Genomic DNA, 19,230 nt, shown 5'->3' on the forward strand with positions numbered 1-19,230 from the left:
GTCCAAGATATGCAATGGGGTATTGAATATAAATACTATTGTATCTGACCAACCATTGAGAGAGGCGAGACAGGATGAAAAAGCAGGCTTCACCAACCTCCCCAAGAATTCTCCGCTCCAGAACAGCAGTTAAACGGGCAGTCAGTCCCTCGGTCAAGGCCCAGGTTATCCGCTTTGCGGTAATTGGGGACAGTCATGTAGGATATGGGAACAGCTCCGCCATATTTAAGAACCTTTTGCCCAAAGCAGTCAGCAGTGTGAAACCGCGGTTTGTGATCTTCGGCGGCGACAATGCGCAAGCGGGAGCGGATCATGGGAATCATGCGGATGAGTATTACAGGGACTTCAAGGACACTGTGACTCATACGCTGGGGAGTATTCCTTACAAAGCATCCATAGGCAACTGGGAGGCCAGCACCCGGCCGTTATTCACCAAATATTTGGGTGCGGTGTCAGGACAAATGAACTTCCCGGGAACACAAGGCAAGGTGAAGTACGTGTGGCTTGATTGCGCATTGGGCCAGTTCAGTCCGGCCAGCCTGGCGCTGCTGAAGCAGCTGGACGATAGACACTATTATGTGATTGATTTTCATTGGCCATTGAAGATAGCCGGAATTACGGTAGACCCCAGTCATGTCCTGAGCGCGTCAGAAACGAGCAAGTTTTTCATGGCAATCCCTCCAAAAGCAAGAGACAGGATACTCGCCATTTTTACGCATCATGGACATTTATTCTACAGGAAGCTTACCAATATCTACCCGGGGTTTGCCAAAACCAAGTTTTTCGTCTGCGGATGCTCAGGAGGGTATAAATGCAAGCCGAACGGGGACCGGGGATATTACGATGCGTCCTTGACGATTAACGGGAATCGGGTCAGTCTTGAAGCTTTTCGGGTAAAAGTCATGTAGGCTAATGTACCATATAGGCTTTGCAGGCGTTCCTGGAATAGACAGGAGCGTCTTTTTTTCTTCCTAAAGGCAAATACCTTACATCACTGGCATAAGTTGTCCAGGTCAGGATAAGAATAGGGCTAAATGCTGGCAGGAGTCACGTCCTTTTAGTGTAGGGAATGCAGTTTACTTTTAACGATAATTGTTTATTTGTCAGGGTTTACTACATATATAGATCCTGAATCCCCATAATCATCAACAGAAAATGGTTTATTGTGCGTATTTGTATTCCTATGTAATACTAAGTGACATCGAAGGCGCTACACACCAGCGGTTGAACATTCGATGACATGTTAAATAACATTAAAAGGGGAAAGGTGATGAGAGAATGACAACAAGATGGTCTAAGAAATGGGCAAGTCCGGCAATGGCGGTCGTATTAATCTCCTCTATGGTATTATCCGCATGTTCTTCCAAGGAGGATACAGCCAGCGGGAATGCAGCGTCAGCAACATCCAAGCCTACTACATTAAAAGTAGAGTTGTTCGACCGGGGGAACTCGCCCGCCGGGTACACCATCACCGACAGTTATTTGACTAGACTGGTGCAGGAACGTTTTGGCAAGCCGAACAATATTGATGTCCAGTTTGTCCCGGTGCCGCGTTCGGAAGAGATACAGAAGCTGAATGTCCTGATGGCCAGCCAAAGTGAAGTGCCAGACATTGTGTTTACTTACGATTCAGGAACCTTCAACCGGTATGCTGAGCAAGGCGGACTGACGGATCTTACCGGGTTATTGGATCAATTCGCACCGAACCTCAAGAAATTCCTGGGCGAGGACACTCTGGCCTACGGACAATATAAAGGACAGCAATTCGCACTTCCGGGCAGAAGACTTGTACTTGGCAAATACGCCGGTTACGTCCGTCAGGATTGGCTGGACAAGCTTGGCTTGCCAGTACCGCAGACCACAGATGAGCTTTACACTACACTCAAAGCCTTTAAGGATAAAGACCCGGGCAATACCGGAGGCAAAGTCATTCCGTTCGGTGTGAGTCTGGCGTCCGCCCAATATGAGCCGCTTCTCTGGTCCTTCATCCAGCCGCTCACTGATGAGCAGAAGTATACCTTAACCCAGCAGCTCGGCTCTAATGATTATCCAACACTGCTTCCGGGCTTCAAGGATGGACTGAAATTCATGAACAAGTTATACAATGAAGGTCTCATCAGTAAGGATTTCGGTCTTGATAAAGACAAGAAGCAGCTGTGGCAGAATTTACAGAATGGTCTGCTGGGCTTCTATACAGAGGATGCAGGGGAACTGTACTTCTCAGCAAATGGCGGTTACGAAAATCTGCAGGCCAATGTGCCTGGCGCTGTAATGACACCTGTTGATGCATTCACCAACTCGGAGGGCAAACATGCCAAGCCGGCTTATGCGCCAAACGCCATGTACGTGATGATCCCGAAATCCAGCAAAAATGCTGAAGCCGCCCTGAAATATCTCGATTGGATGGCTTCAGATACGAACCTCTTCGATATGCAGTTTGGTGTAGAGAACGAGAACTATACCCTCGTAAACGGAGTGCCTGTAGTGAAACCGGATGCGACTCAGGAAGCTATGGACCGGATCTACAACTTCGGTGACCTTGCCATCATCGTTAATGGTAAATATGCCGGAGACGATGCCAAGAATGAAGCAGCATACATTGCCCAGACACCGGAGAAATATCAGGCAGATATGAAGAAATCGGTAGAAATCTCGAATACAGACAACATTCAGCCGGTGAAATTCGATCACCCGATCGAAGCGGAAGCGAAATATGGCACGGCGCTGGCTGACAAGTTCCAGGAAATTATCGTGAAAATGACCATGATCAAACCCGACCAGTTCGACAGCGCCTATGATTCTATGATCAAGGATTACATGGCTAGCGGAGGCCAGGCGATTCTGGACGAGCGCACCGCAGCTTACAAGGAAATGAGCTCCAAATAAAAAAGCTGAATGACGGCGATGTACCGGTAGAGGAAGCCGTTTCCGGCTTCCCTGCCATCCGCTGCCGCAGGACGGAAGAGGGAGAGTGAACGCTGTGAGGAATTCAGTATATTTACGCCGGCACTGGCAGTTGTATGGTTTGCTTTTGCTGCCGGTCATTTACTTCATTATCTTTAAGTATGGACCCATGTACGGGGTGCAGATCGCTTTTAAGGACTTCAACTTTTTCCAGGGGATTGGCGGCAGTGAATGGGTAGGCCTGGATGTATTCCGGGAAGTGTTCCAGAACAACAATTTCTTCAAGGCGCTGCGCAATACGCTGATGCTCAATCTGCTGGATCTGATCGTCTCATTTCCCGCACCTCTGATTCTGGCCATCATGCTCTATGAGCTCAGAATAACCTGGTTCAAAAAGCTGGCCCAGACCATCCTGTACGTCCCCCACTTTATTTCCTGGGTGATTATCGGAGGCATTGTACTGCAGGTATTCGGTACCCAATCGGGGTTCATTAACAATCTGCTGACAGGCATGGGCCTTGAGGCTATTCCTTTTCTCTCTGATAAACACTATTGGCTTGTCACCTACCTTCTGATCGGCGTATGGCAGAGCGCAGGCTGGGGAACCATCCTGTATCTTGCAGCACTGACCGGTATCAATAAAGAGCTGTTCGAGGCAGCAGAGGTAGACGGAGCCAGCCGATTCAAGAAGATTCTGCATATTTCCCTGCCAGGCATCAAAACCACGATCGCTACGCTGCTCATCATCAACCTGGGTAACATGATCTCCATCGGCTTCGACCGCCCGTTCATTATCGGTAATGTCGCTGTCCGGGATTATTCCGAAGTACTCAGTACCTTTGTATACCGTGTCGGTATCGAATCCGGCCAGATTTCACTGGCAACCGCAGTGGGTCTGTTCCAAGCCCTGGTAGGATTGATCTTCCTGCTTGCATCGAACTATGCATCCAAGAAACTGGCGGACGAGAGTATCCTCTAGTCCAGAGCCGGAACAAACAGAGAATGAGGGGGAGAAAAAAATGAGTGAACGCGCAACTAACCGGATATTCGATGTCTTTAATGTCCTGCTAATAACCTTTGTTGTGATCCTGTGCCTAATGCCTTTTATTCATATTATTGCGATATCCTTAAGCTCCAGCCGTCCGATTATGGCGGGACTGGTCAGCTTTTTCCCCAAAGAAATCAGCTTTGAAGCATACACCCAGGTGTTCTCCGATATGTCTATGATCCGTTCCCTTGGTTTCACGATCTTTCTGACCATTCTGGCTACAGCACTGTCTATGGCCATGACGATAGCCGTTGCGTACTCGCTCTCCAAAAAGGATCTGCGGGGACGAAAATGGTTCATGCTGATTATTGTCATTACGATGTTCTTCAGCGGCGGTCTTATTCCCGACTACATCCTGGTCCGCAATCTGCATCTGCTGGATACGGTCTGGGCGCTGGTGCTGCCGGGTCTGATCAGTCCCTTCTATATGATCATTCTGATCTCGTTCCTGAATAGCATTCCCAAAGGCCTGGAAGAAGCGGCGGAGATTGACGGAACTACCCATCTGGGCACCTTGTTCCGCATTATTCTTCCCTTATCGCTTCCTGCGCTTGCTACCTTGAGCTTGTTCTACGCCGTAGGCCGCTGGAATGGATTCCAGGATGCCTTGATGTACATCAACAACACCGATCTGTACCCGCTGCAGCTCAAGCTGTACCAGATGATTCAGAATAATCAGGTCAGCGATTTGATGCAGCAGGAGGGTCTGGGCATGAACAAGCTGATGCCAGAGAGCCTGAAGGCGGCGAGTGTTATTTTCACAACCCTTCCGATTCTGATCGTCTATCCGTTCCTGCAGCGCTATTTCATCAGCGGAATGATGGTCGGTGCGGTCAAAGGCTAATGCGAAGGAGGATTACAATATGACTCAGGCAATGATCGAACGGCTTAGTGATCAGCAGCGGTTCCTGCTGGTTCAATCTCTTGAAATGATGGACCCGCTCTATGATGGAGTGATAGAACTGCTCTGGGACGAAGAAAAGCCGGACACACACAATACCCGAAGCAGCGGACATTATGCACTGGCTCTGCTCATGCGGAATGCGCCTGGTGATGCAGAGCGGGCATATGGCGTGCTGGAACGGGTGATGGATCTGCAGTTCGACTGTCCGGATGAAATTTACCATGGTACCTTCCGCACTTCACCCGAGGCGGGTTCACCCCCTGCAGGCAACTATGACTGGAAAAAGTTCGCGCCAGGCTTCGCCTTTTTTCTTAGTGAGACGGTAGAGAAGGTCGGCAAGAAACTAACAGGCCAGCTGACCCGGCAAGTGGATGTGACAGAGACAGGTCTGGATGACCAGACGATTAGGAATGCCTTGCGTTGTGCGGTAGATGAGGTACTGCCACCGGTATGGAAAAGCTATGACCCCAACTGGCGTGAGTTCATTGCCTGCACCTTTGCGGTTATTCTGGATGAATTCGGAGCCCGGATGCCAGAGGCTTTGGTCCGCCGGATGGATGACTCGATGCGGAAAGCTGTGGGTGCTTCAATCGACCGCAGGTTCTCCGATGCCATTCCCATGAATTCTAACATCGTGCTTATGCATATCTTCATCACGCACTATTATGGTTACCGCTTTGCCGATGCTTCCTGGATGGATCATGCAGACCGGCAGGCGGCAGAAATGCTGGCAGCCTATGAGGAATTCGGCTCGCTGTCAGAGTTCAATACGACTACTTATTACGGTGTCGATTTGACCGTGCTGGGAATGTGGAGAGTGTATGGCAAGACTCCCGGCATCCGGGAGACTGGAAGTAAGCTTGAGCATGGACTCTGGGCAAATATCGCCCAGTTCTATAATCCGAATCTGGAGAATCTGTCCGGGCCCTTCGCTCGGGCCTATGAAATGGAAATGATCGGCCACAGCTCTATTGGTGTTTTCCTGTATCTGGCCCTGGGCAAAAACTATGAATATATGACCCCGGTGAACTGTGAGACCAGCCATGACCCGCTCATTGCACTCGTAGGTGTGGATATGCCGGAAGCATTGCTGCCGCAGTTCAGAGTGCATGCCGGAGACCGTCGAACCGAAAGACAGTTCCGGGAGCTCTGTGAACGGGATCAACCGGGGGAGAACAGCCATTTGTGCACTGCAGCAGCATGGATTGAAAGCAAGCGGATGATTGGAGCGATGTCCGGCAGCCGGAACACGAACGGACAGATGCATCCGGCGACGATCCACTGGGTGAATGCTGACGGGGAGAAATGCTACCTGCGTCTGCTGCGGCGGGAGAAGGGCAAGAGCTGGAACAGTCATTTGCGGGGAATGATTTTTGAGGCGAAGGTTCAAAAGGATTGGCTCGCTATTGATATTCAACTGGATACAGACGTGGAGATCGAGGTGTACTTCGAGATTAGCGGACCTGGATTGTCTCCTGATTCGTCCGAGATCACCTCTGGAATCTGGACTCTGCCTAATCTGGCATGCAAGGTATCTGCCGCCGCTCCGGAACCGGTAATCTGCTGGAACGAAGAAGGGACGCTGCTGGAGATTATCTATTTGCACCGTCCGCAAGACGGGAAAGCGCGTATGAATTTCACGCTGCAGCTGGACCCGCTCACTCTATAGAATGATCAGGATAGACCTCAAGCCAGGCGGGAGGTCTATCTTTCGTTAACAACCTATCATAAAGGAAGAATGCAACATGGAGAATGCGGCGATAATACCTTTGGAAGCCAGAATGGAGCTGATTAAGCTCCGTATGGTGTATTTGTTGTCAGGCCTCGCGGGTGGCTTGTTTAACCCCTATTTGACAACACTGTTTGTTCATCAGGGGATTGGGGCTAATGTAGTGGGAGCACTGATGTCGATTGGAACGCTATTATCCATTCTGGTGCAGCCCGTCTGGGGTATGCTGGTAGACCGCTACCGCCAGACGAAGTTAGTGCTTATTCTTAGTATATCCGTACCGGCTTGTCTTTCATTTTTTTATGGCTTCAAGTATTTTATGGTCATTGTGATGGTGTATATCCTCACTATAATCTTTCAGGCTACACAAAGCCCGGTTGCCGATTCCTATGCCGTGTCGGCAGCCCGCAAGGCCCGGACCTCGTATGGTTCGATCCGTATGATGGGCAGTCTGGGGACAGCGCTTGGAGGTTATGGCGCAGGATTCTATCTGTCGAAGTTCGGGATTACACAGCTGTGGATGCCATTTCTGGTTCTCAGCCTCGCAAGCGCTGTGACGGTATTGAGCTTGCCGCGCACAACAGAGAACAATGCGACCACGATTTCTTTGTCACAGGGACTTAAGGAACTGCTGGGGAACCGACTGTTCGTGATGTTTCTGGCGGCCTGCTTTTTTGTCAATCAGACGCTTACCGCCTATAATTCCTTTTTTGTCCTGGCATTTCAGGATGCCGGAGGCAGCTATTCGATGGTGGGCACAGCACTCCTGCTGGCTTCCTTAACTAATATCCCCTCGATGCTGCTTGCCGCCAAAATTCTCCGTAGAATCGGATATGAACGCACTTTGCTCCTGGCTGCTTTTTTCTACGCATTGCGGTGGGCGATACAATGGCTGTTCCCCATTCCTGCGGTAATGGTTGGTATTCAAGTGCTGCACGGCTTGTCCTTTGGCTTGTTCTATGTCGCTGCGGTTGAATATGTGGCGAACGCTGCGGGTAAGAAGATGCAGGCTACGGGGCAAAGTATTTTTAATATGGTCTTTTCAGGTCTTGGGGGAATTGTGGGTAATCTGTTGAACGGTTATTTGTATAGTGCAGGCGGACCACAGGTGATGTATCTGGCCTGCACTGCCAGTGCACTAATCGGGGCAGGCATGTTATATTGGATTAACAGAATTGCGAGAATGTCACCGAACTTGTAAATGGCCAAGATCCTTGCGCATCTCTCGGGTATTCAAGTTAAGAGGAGCGGGGGGGTTCATATGAAGCGGAATTGGTCCAGCAGGATGATGTTCTCTTACTTCCCCATATTTCTGCTGACCGTATCGATTCTCATCTTTCTCTCCTTTCTCATTGTAGGCGAGCTTTCACGCAGTGAGACCGAAAAGGCCAACCGTATCTCTACAGGCTACGTTGTCGATTCCGTACAGAATGCCTTAAGCGAAGTGGAACTGGCTGTGCTGCAAGAGATGGAGACTAATCATGATTACGGGGATTATCTAAGCGGGATGAGCGATCAGGGAGACCGGACCCGGCTGTATAATACTGTGAAGGATATGCAGGGTTTGATATACCGGAATCAACTGATCGATTCCATCTATATTTACCGGAAGTTTGACCGGAAAGTGCTGACTTTGAACGGGCTGGTGGACAGCGATGTTTTTGCAGACCGGGATTATCTGGAGCAGGCACTGACCCGGACAGGCACCGGCAAATGGAGTGATGTGCGGAGCCAGCGGTTATTCAGCTCCGACCCTGCCTCGGAAGTCATCAGTATGTACAAGCAGCTGCCGCTTCCTTTCGGCTCTGAGGGTGTCATCGTAGTCAATCTAAGCATGTACCGGATCGAACGGATGATCGATGAGATGACGAACAGCAAGGTGTCTTTCATGCGCGTGGTAAATGATCAAGGACAGCTTGTCTATGCGGCCCACGGGGACAAAGAAATCCCGAGCAGCAGTGTCCTCACCCGGATTCCTGCCGGCAATGTGGGCTGGACCTTCGAGAGTGGTATTCTTGCCGGTGAGCTATTCGCCTGGATGTCTGTGGTGTCGTATACCTGGATCATCATCGGCATTCTGACTGTGGTGCTGGGGACCTTATACATTCTGTACATTACCCGCAAAAATTATCGTCCGATCCAGGCGATGATGAACCGGATTCAGGCGCTGCAGTTCCGTGAAGAAGGCATGGATGTCACCTCAAGGAACGAACTGGTAATGATTGACCAGGCGCTCGAAACCCTGATCCATCAAACTATGGATTATCAAAAACAGCATGATGAGAATCTGCTGGTCCAGCGCCGTCAGCTGTTCCTGGATCTGCTAGAGGGCGAGCGGATTGCTTCCCTGGAGGATAGGCAGGAACGTTTCTGCCCATTCACCGGAACTTCCCTGCAATTTGCCTATATTGCGGCGGAGATCAATCACTATGAAGATTTCCGCAATAAATATCCGGCCAAGGATCAGAATCTGCTCAAGCTGACACTGATGAATCTGTTTCAGGAGCTCGCGGGAGAAGAAGGCCTGGAGGGCTGGGGTGAATGGGTCAGCGGCAACCGGATTGGGCTGATGGTCGGCTCCAGCGGGAATTCCCCGATCAATAAGTCCCAATTGCGGAACCTGGCGGAGCGCTGCTTGCGATGGGTGAGCGACAATCTGGGCCTCTCGCTGGCTATTGGAATTGGTCCAGTGGTAGATGAACTGGGGGGGATTCCCAAGTCCTCCGCTGCAGCGGACATGGCGCTGCAGCACAAGCTGTCGCTTGGTAAGGATAGGGTTGTACTTAGTGATAATCTGCCGGACCGGTCCACGCTGCAGTCCTATAAATATCTGCAAATGCTGGGTGAGATTGTGCGGGAATTCCGTATCGCGGACGAGAATTGGCGGCAGAGGCTGGATGAATTGTTCGTCTGGTTCAGTGAGGATCAAGTGAAGGACGAAGAAATTCATATGCTGCTCCACACCCTGATCCAAATGCTTGACCGTGAGCTGGGGCAACTCTCGGACAGCCTGAAGAGAATCTTCAGCGAGCCAAGTCTGCAGGGATATTACAGCGAAATCGAAGCGGGAACGACATTGAGACAGGTTCATGATGTCATGCTGAAATGGCTCGCGGAGATATACCGCATCTATGTATCGGTCAATGAGTCCAAAAGCTACCGTGCAATGATCAGCGAGATGAAGGTATATATAGAAGAGAATTTTGACAATCCGGACTTATCGCTCAAGCATCTGAGCGACCGGTTCCAGATTTCAGGCAAATATGCGAGCCATCTGTTCAAAGAGGAGTTTGACATGAAGTTTGTAGATTTTCTGACCCAGCTGCGGATGCAGCGGGCAGAATATCTGCTCGCCACGACCAGTGACAATCTGCAGGATATCGGACAAAAGCTGGGTTATGCCAACTCCATCACCTTTGGCCGGGTATTCAAACGGATTGTCGGTGTGACTCCGGGGGATTACCGCAAGTTGAAGATGAAGCCCGGCGGGCATGAGGAATAGTTCTAATTATTGCGGAGTATGCAAAAATTCAGTAGAACGGCGGTTCTCCGGTGAAGGAGAACCGCCGTTTGGCGTATTAGCCTCCACTACGGCTCGCCTAGTTCTGCAACCTTTATACAATGATCCATAGGCGTTGCAGCTAGGGTTACTGTGTAACTGGGGAAGTATTTACTACAAGGGTAGCGTGCTTAAACCCCGCTCATAAAAGAAGCAAACTGGCAGGTAAAAGGTGATGTTGTTCTGTTAATTACAGGAACTATTCATTGATGCCAGAAATTAGCCGAAGATATTATTGGGAATTACTGGGTTAAGCGAATATAGTTATTGATATCAGGAAACGGGAGTGAGTGAGGGTGAAACGATTACCGAATATTGTTCTAGTCTTTGTTCTTGCGGCTTTATTCGTATTAAGTTATAAGACTGGCCGCAGTGTTTTTGAAGAATTTGATGGACAGGTATTCAGCCATGGTAGTGTGCCGATTGAGACTTCAACTTCGTTTCTTGTTCTGCTGGCAAGTATGGGAGTAATACTGGGGATCTTGATTAAGGATTCCAACAAGATCAGTCAGATCATCATGATGTGGCCCTGGGTGCATCTACTGGGTCTGTTTGGATTATTGGTTATAGGAGGAATAATATCGGAATATATTCTGTCATTGGTTTTTATGTCTATTGTACTGTTACCCATGAATTTAATAGGGGAAGGAATCTCACTTGGGTTTCTATTCACGCGATTATTCACCCGTAAAAATTGGAGATTCCAGACTATTGGTTTGATAATTATTAATCTGTTAATTATCGGAGCTGTTTTATTGGAGATGTCTAAGGAATCTCACGCAGAGTTCTTCATGTAGCCTTATCCTTCATACAACAACTACCCCGCCGGAGCAACCCCCGGCTGCTCATCATACATACTCTCGTGCCCCGTAGCGCTTGCCGCTCTAAGCAATACATACATCAGCTCTTCCTTGGCAACAGGTTTCAGCAGAGCATCCATGCCGCCTTTGCAAAAGGCATCCAGGACAAACTCGTGGCTGCTGGTCACAATGATTTTGCCATGAGTCTGACCTGCATTCATACGTTCTATCGCCCCTGCTTCGCTGATCAGCAGCTTGGCATCCGTGACAATAAGATCCGGTCTATGCCTTTCGATTAGCCGGAGCGCCTCTGAATCACAGGCAGCTTCCAGAATGGCTTCATATTCAAAGGGCAGTTGCTCCAGCAATAGCTTAAGCTCTCTGCGCACATAGGGGCTGTCGTCAACAAGTATGATTTTCATCGCAGATTCCTCCTGTTATGTGATGCTGGTAGAGTGAGCGCCCTCTTCTGCCGCCAAACGCTGGGGGAGTGCGAGCAAGACCAGAGAGAATAAGCCCAGCAGCAGACATACCCAATAGGCATTCCTGTATCCAAACCACTGTGCAGCTGCGCCCCCCGCGAGACTTCCCAGTAGTCTGCCAATCGTCGTAGAGTTCGTGTACAGTGTTGAAGCATAGCCCGGCAAATCAGGAAGCAAATCCTGAATATAGCTGATGCCGATGGCGGAGATAACAGCAACGAAGAAGGCCAGCAGCACCTGTCCGGCAAGGATTTGCCACAGAGAAGTGGAGAACAGCACGACAATGTAATAAGCCGCACCCAGCACGATCCCCCAGACCATCAGCAGCCGGGCGGAATATTTGGCGGATAATAACCCCAGCACTAGCATCAGAGGAATCTCAAGCAGTGCACAAATACTGGATACCGATGCGACATTCTGCATATCTCCGCCAAGCGTATCCGTAATGAACAGGGAAATATTCAGGTTGTTGATCCAGTGTCCGGAATATAGCAGCGTCAGCACCAGAAAAGGAACCAGGACCCGGGGATTCTGATGGAGTCTAACGGGCGTAGACTTCAGGCTGACGGTTTTTGCCGGAACGGCGGGAGCTTTTATGAAGAATAGAGCTAGCATGGCATTTAGAATAAAAATCAGCGTCGTACTCATGAAGATGCCCTGGAACCCGAAATAATGGATCAGAACGGAGCCTACCAGCGGGCCGACGATAAAACCCAGTGAAAACATCGAACGAAGCGTCGAATTGGCTAAGGCATGATCAGCGGACTTGCTGGCATTGACAGCCTCCCGTGCACTTGCGAAGAGCTGAGGCATGGCCGGGGCACCGAGTGCCGTGAATACGGTCATAAACAGCAGCAGTCCATAAAACTCATGGATGAAGAGGTAGCCGGAAAAAGCGAGCGCATTGAAAAACATGGCGGTGACCATCAGCTTTTTGCGGTTCAGCCCGCTATCCGAGCGTTTGGCAATCGACATACTGAGCCATACGCCGCTTATGATCGTTATTGCCGTGAAAATACCAAAGGTAGCTGCCGATACACCCAGCTTTGTTGTGAAATAAACAGCCAAAAATGGGGAGCTAATGGATATAGCCATCCCCTGCAGCATCATGCAGATCAAAAATACAGGATAGCCTGAAATTAGGAAAAGATTGCGTGTTCGGTTCAACATAGGGGCGGGAACGTCTCCTTCAGAATCAGCTTGCAGCTTTATCTTTCATTTGGTTATAGTATAGTTAATTGTTGATGATTAAAGAATGTTTTATCTGCTCGAAAACCTCTACTATTTGGCTGGGACGGTGTGAATATGGACTTGAAGCTGCATGCCTGCGCGTACTCTTTTCATACCCTTCCGTTCAAAACCTCCTTTACACCACCACCTTTTTTCCTGCTTCGGCTGCAGGTGATGGGCAGCTGCAGAGCGCTGATCCAGGGGAAAATGAGAATCGTTGAGCCTGGAGATCTGCTGATCTATCCTCCTGGTGAACTTTATCATCTAGAGGTGGAAGCCATGGACGGGAAGATCGAAAGCGGGGATTATTATCTGCTCTGCGAAGGCTCGTGGATTGAACAGTGGTGGAAGGACCGGATCCGCCCGATCCAGCAGCGGATTCATCTGGATGCCGGAATGCTCTCCTTGTGGCAACAACTGAGCATAGAACAGCACCGGATTGTGCAGGGTAACCCCGAGCTGATCCGGCATCTGCTGTGTGCCTTATGTTTATCGCTCGACCGACTCTCGGAGGAGGCTGTTTCCCGTCAGGACCCGCTGGTGCGTTCCAATGAAATGGTGCTGCTGATGCAGCGGTATATCAACGAGCATGCCCTGCGTCCACTCCGGGTGGAAGAGGTTGCAGCGGCGGCCGGACTTAGTGTCTCCCGTGCTGTGCATCTTTTTAAGAAACTGACGGGGTATACGATTATTCATTACACCCAGGAAATCAGGTTGTCCAATGCTCTGGAGCGCATCCGTTATACCGACTTGGGACTGGAAAATATTGCCGGAAGCTGCGGGTTCGGCACGTACTCCTATTTTCATAAAGTGTTCAAGGCCAGATACGGCCTCACACCCAAGGAGGTGCGAAACCGCCCGCCGGAGTCTATTCTGGAAGGCACTTATGTCATCACCAGCGGGGATCAGAACTTCTCCGGCCTCTCGGCGGATGCACGGAGGTTTTTAACGACTTGAGGGGGCTGGTCCTGCTCCTGAATCTCTAATTATGAACTGATTTTTCTGTCAATTATTCAGGTGTTGCTTCCGGCGGGAATCTTTTATGATTGGAAAGATAGTTGAAACCGTTATCATAAAGATCAAAAGGAGTGTCTTCTCAATGGAAACCGCAACATTACCCTTTCAACAAATTGAATTGCAGCTGAATGAACGTGTTCAGGATCTGCTCTCCAGATTAACGCTGGATGAGAAGGTAAGCCTGATGCCTCAATATCAAGCAGCTATCGAACGCTTAGGAGTAGGCGGCTATAAGCATGGTACGGAAGGGGCACATGGGATTTCTTGGTTGGGTAAAGCGACTTCTTTTCCACAGCCGAGCGGCCTGGCCTGTACCTGGAACCCGGAGCTGCTGCAAAAAATCGGTGAAGCGATCGGCGATGAAGCCAGAGCATTTTACAAAAAAAATCCGACAGTGAACGGCCTGACTCTGTGGGCGCCTACAGTGGATATGGAGCGTGATCCGCGCTGGGGCAGAACGGAAGAAGCCTATGGCGAAGATCCGGAACTGACCGGCCGTCTAAGTACCTCGCTGGTGAAGGGGATTCAAGGAGATCATCCCAAGTATTTGAAAGCGGTAGCAACGCTCAAGCATTTCCTGGGCAATAACAATGAGATTGACCGCGGAGTGGCTTCTTCCAGTATAGATCCGCGCAATATGCGCGAGTATTATCTGGAAGCCTTCAAGCCTGCCTTCAAGGAAGGCGGCGCGCAGTCGATGATGACAGCTTACAACTCGGTGAACGGTGTTCCAGTGATCCTGCATCCGGCAGTCATGGAGATTGTGAAGGACGAATGGGAAATGGACGGCTTTATTGTAAGTGATGCCGGAGATTTGTTCGGAATTGTGAAGGATCATAAGTATTATGAATCGTTCGCACAATCCATGGCCGAATCCATCAAGAACGGCATCGACAGTGTAACTGAAGAAACGGAAGAGACTATCAAGGTTATTCATCAGGCACTGAATGAAGGGCTGCTGACCGAGGAGGATCTGGACCGTGCGCTTTTCAATACGTTCCGCGTCCGTTTCCGTCTGGGTGAGTTCGATCCGGAGGAGGGTAATCCGTATGCAGCCATCGATGATAGTGTGATTCTCAGCAAAAAACACAGTGAGCTGTCCCTGGAGGCAGCGAAGCAGTCCATCGTGCTGCTGAAGAATAACAATAATACCCTTCCACTCCGCAAGACGGAGCTGTCCAAGGTTGCACTCATCGGGCCGCTGGCTGATGAGGCCTTCAGAGACTGGTATTCTGGTACGTTGGCTTATGGCGTGACCCCGCTGCAGGGTGTAACGAAGAAGCTGGCCGGAAAGCAGGTTGCTTTTGAGAGCGGGGATGACCGCATTATCCTGACTTCAGCAGCAAGCGGTAAGGCTGTGGGAATGACTGGTGAAGACGGAAGATTGGCTGTAATGCATGATGTACCGGAGCGTGGGGAAATGTTCCGTCATACAGTCTGGGGCTGGGCTGCCCATACGCTGGAAGCAACCAGCCGGGGACAATATGTTACACTGAACGACTCGGATACATTGACTGCTTCTGCTGAAGAAATCTATGGCTGGTACGTGAAGGAATCGCTGAATCTGGTACCGGAAGACGGAGGAGCCGTGAGTCTGCGCACGTGGAATGACAAGCTGATCTCCATCAACGCAGAGGATGGCACACTCCAGGTTGGTGATCAGGATGCCGCTGCCGAAGCTCGGGAATTCAACAAGACCGTTATTGTAAATGGCGTGGATGCGGCGGTCCAAGCTGCCAAAGCCGCTGAGGTCGCAGTCGTGTTCGTCGGCAATCATCCGCTTTTGAACGGCAAAGAAGAAATAGACAGACCGGATATTGTGCTTCCAGAAGAGCAGGAACGTCTGGTCAAGGCGGTATACGAAGCTAATCCTAATACTGTAGTAGTAATTGTAGGCAGCTACCCGATCTCTTCGACATGGATGGATGAGAATATTCCGGCAATTCTATATACCTCCCACAGCGGGCAGGAGCTCGGCAATGCGGTGGCAGATGTTCTGTTCGGTGACTACAGTCCGTCAGGCAAGCTCAACATGACCTGGTACCGTTCCGTGGATCAGCTTCCTGATCTGATGGATTACGATATTATCAAAGGGAAAAGAACCTACATGTACTTTGACGGTGAACCACTGTATCCGTTCGGCCATGGCTTAAGTTATGCTCAGGTGGCATACCGTAAGCTCACGCTGGCGGAGGAGCTTTTGAAGCAGGATGGAGCGATTAAGCTGACGGTAGACGTTGAGAATACAGGGTCCGTAGCAAGTGATGAGGTAGTTCAGTTCTACGTTCATGCCTTGTCCTCCCGGGTGAAGCGCCCCCTGAAACAGCTTAAGGGTTTCGAGAAGATTCATCTTGCCGCCGGACAAACACAGACAGTAACATTCACTTTACCGGTGGCAGAGCTGGCTTTCTGGGATGTAACGCGGGAGCAATATTGTGTGGAAACCGGCGAATACGAAATCTTAATCGGCCGTTCCTCGGGGGATATTCAGCTGACCGGACGCGTGCAAGTACAGGGCGAAACGGTTCCGCCGCGTGACCTGTATCATACAGTCAAAGCCGAGAACTACGATGACTATGAAAAAGTGTTCCTGGACGAATGCAAGGCGGGCGGGGCATCCATTCACCCTACAGCGGATGGAGCCTGGATTGCCTTCAAGGATGCAGCGTTTGCACAGGGTGCAGCAGAGTTCCAGGGTCTTGTATCTTCTGCCAAGGGCGGCAGTGTGGAGATTAGAACCGGAGGTCCTGCGGGGAAATTGGCAGCTACGCTGGTGATTCCGTCAGGCAGTAACCTTCAGGAGTGGAAAAGCCTCTCCGTTCCAGTAAGCATTGAAGCTGGAAACACGGACGTGTATCTGATCTTTAGCGGCGAGGTACTGCTGAGCCGTTTCCATTTTAGCGCATAAAATAAACACATCAATGGCCCCGTAACTTCTGATGATTCAGAGGATACGGGGTTTTTGGCATGTAGGATTAGGCTAAAAAGAACCCGCCGGCTGCATCGCTGCACCAGCGGGTTCTTAAGATCTATGTGGCTTCAGTCTCCGCCACCGCCGCCGCCGCCGCCATCTCCGCCGCCACCGCCATCTCCGCCGCCACCTCCGGAATCTCCACCACCGCCGCCACTGTCGTGACCCCCGCTATGACCGCCGCCATCCCAGCCGCCGTGGCTGCCATGACCTCCGCCCCAGCTGCTACCGCCGTGGTTATGATGGTTGTGGCTGCTGTTACCGTTGCCCCCGTCGTGATGATTGCCGGAATGATGTTTATTGTGGCTGTCTTCAGGGGTAAGGTCCATACCGGTACCAGTGAAGAAGAAACTGTCTGCAGAGTTATTTCTGTCCTTTCCGCTGTTCCCGCGTTTATGGTTGTTATCTTTCATAATGGCTTTTGAGACGATGTAGAAGAACACTACAACAAAAATAATACCAATACCCAAACCTATCCCTCCTAAAATTTACATGCTCCTTACCAGGATTGTACCATAATATTGCAGATATTCCTCTGCCTTGCGCGGAGAGTGTGGCAGACAGGGTACAATAACTGGGTGAACAGTGTGCGGTGTTGGTGGGGAATATATTATTAGACTGAGAAAAAAAGGATTAGACAGGAAGCAGCGTTGTGCGAATATTGATATTTACAAGAGGTGGTCGGTAAAAAATGAGCAATCCCGAAGAAACCGAGTATGTGAATATTTGGTAGGATTAGCTTAGAAACTATCAAGTCATTCAATTTTTAGCCATTAAATTTAAAGGAGTCTGTTATGAAAAATATCTTTAGTCAAACGGACACAGCGGAAATTTTGAACCGAATAGACAAATTGAGTCCCAACTCACGCCCTCAATGGGGTAAGATGAATGTCGCCCAAATGCTAGCTCATTGCTCATCGTTCCACGACATTGCAATGGGAAATACCTTTCCTCCAAGAGGCTGGTTAGGCGTATTAATTGGAACGTTTGTGAAACCAATCTTTTTTAATGACAAGCCGCTTGCCCGCAACATGTCCACTATTCCTACAATTTTGATTGTGGAAGAAAAAGAATTTGAAATAGAAAAAGAAAAACTAAAACAAAAAATTATAACATTCCAGAACAATGGCCCGGAAAAATGCACCTCCCACCCACATCCTTTTTTTGGGAAACTGACTCCTGAGCAATGGGGAAGAGGATTGTATAAGCACCTAAGCCATCACTTAAATCAGTTTGGCACATGAATTTCGCACTACATATGGCTACAATTCATCTATATCAGCTTTCCCCCCGGTCCTGCCTGAACTGCCTCGGTGTCATCCCCGTATATTTCTTGAACACTTTGGTAAAATAGCTCTGGTCGTTGAAATGCAGCCGGGTTGCGATATCCGAGAGGGTGATGCCCGGCAGATCCATCAGACGTTTGGCTTCCTCGATCCGTTCCCGCTGAATATAATCGCTGACGGCTAGGCCTGTATCCTTCTTGAACTGCTGGGACAGGTAGCTGGCATTAAGCCCTACAACATCTGCAAGCTTACCGAGTGTAAGCTCCTCATATAAATGGTTGAAGATATAGTTCTGGCACAGCGCAGAAGTCCGGGATAGCTTGGATCTGCGGTTATTCTTCACATGATCGGCGAAATCACACAGGGCCGCAAGCTGGGCCCGTTCCACCGCTGGAATATCTCTCAGCTCTTCGATGTGCTGGATATGAAAATCGCTAAGCGTGTAGGCAATCTCCCAGAACAGTCCTCCGTCCATGGCCGCGCGTGTCGCCAGGGTAATGGAGGTGATGGCGAGATTCTTTTTGCTGCGCAGCTGGCTTTTCTTAGAGAGTAGTCCATACTGATCTTCGCGGAAACCCGCATGCGTCTGCAGCAGCCCTTCCTTATCTCCGTTACGGATATGTCTGAAGAGCTCGCGCTCCTGGCCTGGATCATGGTGCAGCCAGGTATTTTCCCGGCGGTAGGACAGATCCAGATCTGGTGCACCGCCCTCCAGCTGTGCAGGCTGAAGATCCAGCGAATTCAGCAGCAGTTCGCTGATGGATAAGGCTTGCCCGGTCACCAGTGTGTACAGCAGTATGGCCGCATGATACAGACGCATCCTGTCTAGTACGGGAAGCGCACTGTAATACTGAAGCCACACCTCCAGCTGTCCGGAGGGACTATTGTGGTCCCGCAGGAGACTCGCCGCCGTTCCTTCATTGATGGTTGTATACAGCGAGGGGCCAATCAAGATGGTTCCCGCCTGCTCTGCCACTCCCGATAACGGAAGTACGATGAAATTCTCCAGGTAGGCTGTTGTACAGATAAGCGGAAAAACAACAGTCCTTGCATCATTCCCGAAGTTCGCAGCACCCTTAACTTGTTCCAGTACTTCTGCCGGCAGTCCTTGGCTGTCTTCAGCCGAAGGCCGGCCTTGGTATGACTGCGGCAGTGCCAGCGCCGTTTCGCCCTCTGCATTCAGCCAAACGACCGGTATCCGGTAAGCCTCGTACAGCAGCCCGCAGATATAAGGAATCCGTTCAGATATCTCTAATTGATCAAGCACATTCCCTCACCTCACACCTAATGAAAATACCAA

The 19,230-nt window shown here is 50.1% G+C and carries 15 protein-coding genes; 11 read left to right on the forward strand and 4 right to left on the reverse strand.

The annotated features are described in order from the left end of the window. Positions 1–74 precede the first annotated feature (74 nt). From ACAN54_RS21085 to ACAN54_RS21120, 8 genes are all read left to right on the forward strand, one after another. On the forward strand, positions 75–908 hold the full coding sequence (locus ACAN54_RS21085) for a metallophosphoesterase family protein (protein WP_379159979.1): 834 nt from the start codon (positions 75–77) through the stop codon (positions 906–908). A 370-nt stretch (positions 909–1,278) separates the two neighbouring features. Further along, positions 1,279–2,886 carry an extracellular solute-binding protein gene (locus tag ACAN54_RS21090; protein ID WP_379159982.1) on the forward strand — a complete coding sequence of 536 codons (1,608 nt, stop codon included), beginning with the start codon at positions 1,279–1,281 and terminating at the stop codon, positions 2,884–2,886. A gap of 94 nt (positions 2,887–2,980) precedes the next feature. After that, positions 2,981–3,883, forward strand: a complete 903-nt coding sequence (locus ACAN54_RS21095; protein WP_379159985.1) for an ABC transporter permease — start codon at positions 2,981–2,983, stop codon at positions 3,881–3,883. A gap of 40 nt (positions 3,884–3,923) precedes the next feature. Next, the gene (locus ACAN54_RS21100) at positions 3,924–4,796 is read left to right on the forward strand and encodes a carbohydrate ABC transporter permease (RefSeq protein WP_379159987.1); all 873 of its coding nucleotides are present in this window, start codon (positions 3,924–3,926) and stop codon (positions 4,794–4,796) included. Positions 4,797–4,815: 19 nt separating this feature from the next. Further along, positions 4,816–6,525 carry a DUF8769 domain-containing protein gene (locus ACAN54_RS21105; RefSeq protein ID WP_379159990.1) on the forward strand — a complete coding sequence of 570 codons (1,710 nt, stop codon included), beginning with the start codon at positions 4,816–4,818 and terminating at the stop codon, positions 6,523–6,525. A 76-nt stretch (positions 6,526–6,601) separates the two neighbouring features. Beyond that, positions 6,602–7,786 carry an MFS transporter gene (locus ACAN54_RS21110; RefSeq protein ID WP_379159992.1) on the forward strand — a complete coding sequence of 395 codons (1,185 nt, stop codon included), beginning with the start codon at positions 6,602–6,604 and terminating at the stop codon, positions 7,784–7,786. Between the two features lie 60 nt (positions 7,787–7,846). After that, entirely contained in the window at positions 7,847–10,087 is a 2,241-nt protein-coding gene (locus tag ACAN54_RS21115; RefSeq protein WP_379159995.1) for an AraC family transcriptional regulator, read from the forward strand. A gap of 353 nt (positions 10,088–10,440) precedes the next feature. After that, positions 10,441–10,941 (forward strand): hypothetical protein, encoded by a 501-nt coding sequence (locus ACAN54_RS21120; protein WP_379159998.1) that lies wholly within the window; start codon positions 10,441–10,443, stop codon positions 10,939–10,941. Between the two features lie 20 nt (positions 10,942–10,961). Here the strand turns inward: ACAN54_RS21120 and ACAN54_RS21125 are convergent, their stop codons facing one another. Together ACAN54_RS21125 and ACAN54_RS21130 are read right to left on the reverse strand one after the other, a co-directional pair. Continuing rightward, a complete protein-coding gene (locus ACAN54_RS21125) occupies positions 10,962–11,366 on the reverse strand; it encodes a LytR/AlgR family response regulator transcription factor (protein WP_379160001.1) in 405 nt (134 codons plus the stop codon). Positions 11,367–11,381: 15 nt separating this feature from the next. Further along, positions 11,382–12,596, reverse strand: coding sequence for a sugar efflux transporter (locus tag ACAN54_RS21130; RefSeq protein ID WP_379160004.1), 1,215 nt, complete (start codon positions 12,594–12,596; stop codon positions 11,382–11,384). A gap of 135 nt (positions 12,597–12,731) precedes the next feature. Here ACAN54_RS21130 and ACAN54_RS21135 point away from each other — a divergent pair, with 135 nt between their 5' ends. Beyond that, positions 12,732–13,613, forward strand: a complete 882-nt coding sequence (locus ACAN54_RS21135; RefSeq protein ID WP_379160007.1) for a helix-turn-helix domain-containing protein — start codon at positions 12,732–12,734, stop codon at positions 13,611–13,613. Positions 13,614–13,755: 142 nt separating this feature from the next. Further along, positions 13,756–16,581: a glycoside hydrolase family 3 protein gene (locus ACAN54_RS21140; RefSeq protein WP_379160010.1), complete on the forward strand. Its 2,826-nt coding sequence runs from the start codon at positions 13,756–13,758 to the stop codon at positions 16,579–16,581. Between the two features lie 131 nt (positions 16,582–16,712). Here ACAN54_RS21140 and ACAN54_RS21145 read toward each other — a convergent pair whose 3' ends face one another. Further along, the gene (locus ACAN54_RS21145; RefSeq protein ID WP_379160013.1) at positions 16,713–17,114 is read right to left on the reverse strand and encodes a hypothetical protein; all 402 of its coding nucleotides are present in this window, start codon (positions 17,112–17,114) and stop codon (positions 16,713–16,715) included. A gap of 324 nt (positions 17,115–17,438) precedes the next feature. Between ACAN54_RS21145 and ACAN54_RS21150 the strand changes: the two genes are divergently transcribed. After that, on the forward strand, positions 17,439–17,888 hold the full coding sequence (locus ACAN54_RS21150) for a DUF1569 domain-containing protein (protein WP_379160016.1): 450 nt from the start codon (positions 17,439–17,441) through the stop codon (positions 17,886–17,888). Positions 17,889–17,922: 34 nt separating this feature from the next. Here the strand turns inward: ACAN54_RS21150 and ACAN54_RS21155 are convergent, their stop codons facing one another. Continuing rightward, positions 17,923–19,197 (reverse strand): helix-turn-helix domain-containing protein, encoded by a 1,275-nt coding sequence (locus ACAN54_RS21155; RefSeq protein ID WP_379160018.1) that lies wholly within the window; start codon positions 19,195–19,197, stop codon positions 17,923–17,925. Positions 19,198–19,230 lie beyond the last annotated feature (33 nt).

Source organism: Paenibacillus diazotrophicus (assembly GCF_042610465.1).

Bases quoted from the DNA above. Each gene is read 5' to 3' on its own strand.
- ACAN54_RS21085 (WP_379159979.1), top strand. From the start codon at position 75: ATGAAAAAGCAGGCTTCACCAACCTCCCCAAGAATTCTCCGCTCCAGA.
- ACAN54_RS21090 (WP_379159982.1), top strand. From the start codon at position 1,279: ATGACAACAAGATGGTCTAAGAAATGGGCAAGTCCGGCAATGGCGGTC.
- ACAN54_RS21100 (WP_379159987.1), top strand. From the start codon at position 3,924: ATGAGTGAACGCGCAACTAACCGGATATTCGATGTCTTTAATGTCCTG.
- ACAN54_RS21105 (WP_379159990.1), top strand. From the start codon at position 4,816: ATGACTCAGGCAATGATCGAACGGCTTAGTGATCAGCAGCGGTTCCTG.
- ACAN54_RS21110 (WP_379159992.1), top strand. From the start codon at position 6,602: ATGGAGAATGCGGCGATAATACCTTTGGAAGCCAGAATGGAGCTGATT.
- ACAN54_RS21115 (WP_379159995.1), top strand. From the start codon at position 7,847: ATGAAGCGGAATTGGTCCAGCAGGATGATGTTCTCTTACTTCCCCATA.
- ACAN54_RS21125 (WP_379160001.1), bottom strand. From the start codon at position 11,366: ATGAAAATCATACTTGTTGACGACAGCCCCTATGTGCGCAGAGAGCTT.
- ACAN54_RS21130 (WP_379160004.1), bottom strand. From the start codon at position 12,596: ATGTTGAACCGAACACGCAATCTTTTCCTAATTTCAGGCTATCCTGTA.
- ACAN54_RS21135 (WP_379160007.1), top strand. From the start codon at position 12,732: ATGGACTTGAAGCTGCATGCCTGCGCGTACTCTTTTCATACCCTTCCG.
- ACAN54_RS21140 (WP_379160010.1), top strand. From the start codon at position 13,756: ATGGAAACCGCAACATTACCCTTTCAACAAATTGAATTGCAGCTGAAT.
- ACAN54_RS21150 (WP_379160016.1), top strand. From the start codon at position 17,439: ATGAAAAATATCTTTAGTCAAACGGACACAGCGGAAATTTTGAACCGA.